The sequence below is a fragment of the Streptomyces sp. NPDC059456 genome (genome assembly GCF_042750055.1).
Taxonomy (GTDB): Bacteria; Actinomycetota; Actinomycetes; order Streptomycetales; family Streptomycetaceae; genus Streptomyces.
In genome coordinates this window covers 1-4,747 of record NZ_JBHYVA010000662.1, presented here as the reverse complement: position 1 = coordinate 4,747, position 4,747 = coordinate 1, and the positions used below count along the sequence as shown (strand labels likewise).

Here is a 4,747-nt window from a genome sequence, read left to right as displayed (position 1 = left end):
GGGGGGGGGGGGCCCCGCCCCCCCCGCGCCCCCCGCCGGGGGCCGCCGCCCCCAGCGCGCCCGCCCCGGTGACCCCGGCCGCCCCCGGCCCGCGTCCCGGCCCGAAGGCCCCGGCCGCCCCGAAGCCCGCTCCGGCGGCTCCCGTGGCGACCGAGTTCTCCGCGCCCCCGGCGGCCCCCGCCGCCCCGGCGCGCACCGAGCGTCCCGCCGGTCCCGGCGCGACCCCCGGCCCGCGTCCGGCGCAGCAGCGTCCCGCCCAGGGCGGCCAGACCGGCGCCCGTCCCGGCGCGCCGCGCCCGGCCGGCACCGCGCCCGGTCAGGGACAGCGTCCCGCCGGCGCCGGTTCCCAGGCCCCGCGTCCGCAGGGCGCCCGTCCGGCCGGTCCCCGTCCGGGCAACAACCCGTTCACCTCTGGTGGCTCCACCGGCATGGCGCGCCCGCAGGCGCCCCGTCCGGCCGGCGCGCCCCGTCCCGGTGCCCCCGGCGCCGGCGGCGGCCAGGGTGCTCCGCGCCCGCAGGGCGGTCCCGGTGGCGCTCCGCGTCCCCAGGGCCCCGGCGGCGCCCGTCCGACCGCGGGCGGCATGCCCCGTCCGCAGGGCGGCGCCCCGCGTCCCGGTGGTGCTCCCGGCGGTAACCGTCCGAACCCGGGCATGATGCCGCAGCGTCCCGCTGCCGGTGGTCCCGGTCCCCGTCCCGGCGGCGGCCCCGGTGGCCGTGGTCCCGGTGCCGGTGGCCCGCGTCCCGGTGGCGCCGGTCGTCCCGGCGGCGGCGGCTTCGCCGGCCGTCCGGCCGGTCCGGGCTCGCGTCCCGCGGGCGGCGGCGGCTTCGGTGGCCCGCGTCCGGGTGGCGGCGGCTTCGGCGGCGGCCCGGCCGGTGCCGGTGGCGGCGGTCGTCCCGGCTTCGGTGGCCGTCCCGGCGGTCCCGGTGCCCGTGGTGGCACGCAGGGTGCCTTCGGCCGTCCCGGCGGGCCCGCCCGTCGCGGTCGCAAGTCGAAGCGTCAGAGGCGCCAGGAGTACGAGGCCATGCAGGCCCCGTCGGTCGGCGGCGTGATGCTGCCCCGCGGCAACGGCGAGACCGTTCGCCTGTCGCGCGGTGCGTCCCTCACCGACTTCGCCGAGAAGATCAACGCCAACCCGGCGTCGCTGGTCGCGGTGATGATGAACCTCGGCGAGATGGTCACTGCCACGCAGTCCGTCTCCGACGAGACCCTCCAGCTCCTCGCGGGCGAGATGAACTACGAAGTTCAGATCGTCAGCCCGGAGGAGGAGGACCGCGAGCTCCTCGAGACCTTCGACATCGAGTTCGGCGAGGACGAGGGCGGCGAGGAATACCTCATGCCGCGTCCCCCGGTCGTCACCGTCATGGGTCACGTCGACCACGGTAAGACCCGACTGCTCGACGCCATCCGCAAGACGAACGTCGTCGCGGGCGAGGCCGGCGGCATCACCCAGCACATCGGTGCCTACCAGGTGGGCACCAACGTCAACGGTGAAGACCGCAAGATCACCTTCATCGACACCCCGGGTCACGAGGCGTTCACCGCCATGCGTGCCCGTGGTGCCAAGTCGACCGACATCGCGATCCTCGTGGTCGCGGCCAACGACGGCGTCATGCCGCAGACGATCGAGGCGCTCAACCACGCCAAGGCCGCCGGCGTCCCGATCGTCGTCGCGGTCAACAAGATCGACGTCGAGGGTGCCGACCCGGTCAAGGTGCGCGGTCAGCTCACCGAGTTCGGTCTGGTCGCCGAGGAGTACGGCGGCGACACGATGTTCGTCGACATCTCCGCCAAGCAGGGTCTGCACATCGACTCCCTGCTGGAGGCCGTCGTCCTCACCGCCGACGCCTCGCTCGACCTGCGCGCCAACCCGGAGCAGGACGCTCAGGGTATTGCGATCGAGTCCCACCTCGACCGCGGCCGCGGTGCCGTCGCCACCGTCCTCGTCCAGCGCGGTACCCTCCGCGTCGGCGACACGATGGTCGTGGGCGACGCCTACGGCCGCGTGCGCGCCATGCTCGACGACAAGGGCAACAACGTCGAGGAAGCGGGTCCGTCGACCCCCGTCCTGGTCCTGGGTCTCACCAACGTCCCCGGCGCCGGCGACAACTTCCTCGTCGTCGACGAGGACCGCACCGCCCGTCAGATCGCCGAGACGCGTGCTGCGCGTGAGCGCAACGCCAACTTCGCCAAGCGCGTCCGCCGGGTGTCCCTGGAAGACCTCGACTCGGTCCTCAAGGCCGGTCTGGTCCAGGAACTCAACCTCATCATCAAGGGCGACGCGTCCGGTGCGGTCGAGGCCCTCGAGTCCTCGCTGCTCCAGCTCGACGTCGGCGAAGAGGTCGACATCCGCGTCCTGCACCGCGGTGTGGGTGCGGTCACCGAGTCCGACATCGCCCTGGCGATGGGCTCCGACGCCATCGTCATCGGTTACAACGTCCGTGCGGCCGGCCGTGCCGCGCAGATGGCGGACCGCGAGGGTGTCGACGTCCGCTACTACTCGGTGATCTACCAGGCCATCGAGGAGATCGAGGCGGCCCTCAAGGGTCTGCTCAAGCCGGAGTACGAAGAGGTCGAGCTCGGTACGGCGGAGGTCCGCGAGATCTTCCGCTCGTCCAAGCTGGGCAACATCGCGGGTGTCCTCATCCGCTCCGGCGAGGTCAAGCGCAACACCAAGGCGCGGCTCCTGCGCGATGGCAAGGTCATCGCCGAGAACCTCACCATCTCCGGTCTGCGCCGCTTCAAGGACGACGTCACCGAGATCCGCGAGGGCTTCGAGGGTGGTATCAACCTCGGTTCCTTCAACGACATCAAGATCGACGACGTCATCGCGACGTACGAGATGCGCGAGAAGCCGCGCGCGTAAGCGCAAGGCGGTTCGTACCGTGTCGTAACCCCGGGGCCGGTCGGCGGAATATCCGTCGATCGGCCCCGGCCGTTGCGTGTACGGTTCTGGTGACCCTGCCGCGCGACGGCCGGCAGGCCACCGAACCCGCACCGGCGGGATATCCGGAACTGAATGTACGTGGGGACTCTGTCCTTCGACCTGCTCCTCGGCGACGTCCACTCGCTGAAGGAGAAACGCTCCGTCGTCCGGCCCATCGTCGCCGAGCTCCAACGCAAGTTCTCCGTGAGCGCGGCCGAGGTGGGCGACCAGGATCTGCACCGCAGGGCCCGTATCGGGGTCGCTCTGGTCAGTGGGGACACGGGGTTCCTCTCGGACGTACTGGACCGCTGCGAGCGGCTGGTCGCGGCGCGTCCGGAAGTGGAGCTGCTGTCGGTGAGACGGCGGCTGCACGGTGATGAAGACTGACTGCAAGACAAAGAAGGAGACGGACCAGTGGCCGACAATGCGCGGGCGAAGAAGCTGGCGGACCTCATCCGGGAGGTGGTGGCCGAGAAGCTGCAGCGTGGTGTCAAGGACCCCCGCCTCGGTACGCACGTGACCATCACGGACACCCGGGTCACCGGCGACCTGCGGGAGGCCACGGTCTTCTACACGGTCTACGGTGACGACGAGGACCGCGCCAGCGCGGCGGCGGGCCTCGAAAGCGCCAAGGGCGTACTGCGCTCCGCGGTCGGCCGGGCGGCGGGAACCAAGTTCACGCCCACCCTGACCTTCGTCGCGGACGCGCTCCCGGAGAACGCCAAGACCATCGAGGACCTCCTCGACAAGGCGCGCGCCTCCGACGCCCAGGTGCGCGAGGTGTCCTCCGGCGCCCAGTACGCCGGCGACGCCGACCCGTACAAGAAGCCGGGCGACGAGGACGACGAGGACGCAGCCGCGGAATGAGCAACAACGCAGGGAAGACTCCGGACGGCCTTGTCATCGTCGACAAGCCGTCCGGCTTCACTTCGCACGACGTGGTCGCCAAGATGCGCGGGATCGCCAAGACCCGGCGCGTCGGCCACGCCGGCACCCTCGACCCGATGGCGACGGGCGTCCTCGTCCTGGGCGTCGAGAAGGCCACCAAGCTGCTCGGCCACCTCGCGCTCACCGAGAAGGAATACCTCGGCACGATCCGCCTCGGCCAGAACACCCTGACGGACGACGCGGAGGGTGAGATCACCTCCTCGACGGACGCCTCGGCGGTGACCCGCGAGGCCGTGGACAAGGGCATCGCCAAGCTGTCCGGCGAGATCATGCAGGTCCCCTCGAAGGTCAGCGCCATCAAGATCAAGGGCGTGCGCTCCTACAAGCGCGCCCGCGACGGCGAGGACTTCGAGATCCCGGCCCGGCCGGTGACCGTCTCGTCGTTCCAGGTGTACGACATGCGGGACGCGGAGGCCGAGGACGGCACCAAGGTCGTCGACCTCGTCGTCTCCGTCGTCTGCTCCAGCGGTACGTACATCCGCGCCCTGGCCCGTGACCTGGGCGCCGACCTCGGCGTCGGCGGGCACCTCACCGCGCTGCGGCGCACCCGGGTGGGCCCGTACAAGATCGACCGGGCGCGGACCCTGGACCAGCTCCAGGAGGAGCTGACCGTCATGCCGATCGGCGAGGCGGCGGCCGCGGCCTTCCCGCGCTGGGACCTCGACGCCCGGCGGGCCTCGCTGCTCGCCAACGGCGTGCGGATCGAGATGCCGGACGCGTACCCGGCGGGCAAGCCGGTGGCGGTCTTCGGGCCGGACGGACAGCTGCTCGGGCTCGTGGAGAGCAAGAACGGCAAGGCGAAGTCGCTCGCCGTCTTCGCCTGATCCGCGGGACGCTCCGCACAGTGACGTGGAGCGGTGAGCGCACATCACCTG

The 4,747-nt window shown here is 72.1% G+C and carries 4 protein-coding genes; all 4 read left to right on the top strand.

The features are described 5' to 3' along the window. Positions 1-2,864, top strand: a 2,864-nt coding sequence (infB, locus tag ACFXA3_RS35835) for a translation initiation factor IF-2 (RefSeq protein WP_385194145.1), incomplete at its 5' end; no start/stop codon positions are given. Positions 2,865-3,017: 153 nt separating this feature from the next. Further along, positions 3,018-3,311, top strand: a complete 294-nt coding sequence (locus ACFXA3_RS35830) for a DUF503 domain-containing protein (protein WP_030161467.1) — start codon at positions 3,018-3,020, stop codon at positions 3,309-3,311. A 27-nt stretch (positions 3,312-3,338) separates the two neighbouring features. Then, positions 3,339-3,791: a 30S ribosome-binding factor RbfA gene (gene rbfA / locus ACFXA3_RS35825; protein ID WP_030227571.1), complete on the top strand. Its 453-nt coding sequence runs from the start codon at positions 3,339-3,341 to the stop codon at positions 3,789-3,791. Further along, positions 3,788-4,696: a tRNA pseudouridine(55) synthase TruB gene (gene truB / locus ACFXA3_RS35820; protein WP_385194141.1), complete on the top strand. Its 909-nt coding sequence runs from the start codon at positions 3,788-3,790 to the stop codon at positions 4,694-4,696. Before rbfA ends, truB begins: the two co-directional genes overlap by 4 nt. Positions 4,697-4,747: the final 51 nt, after the last annotated feature.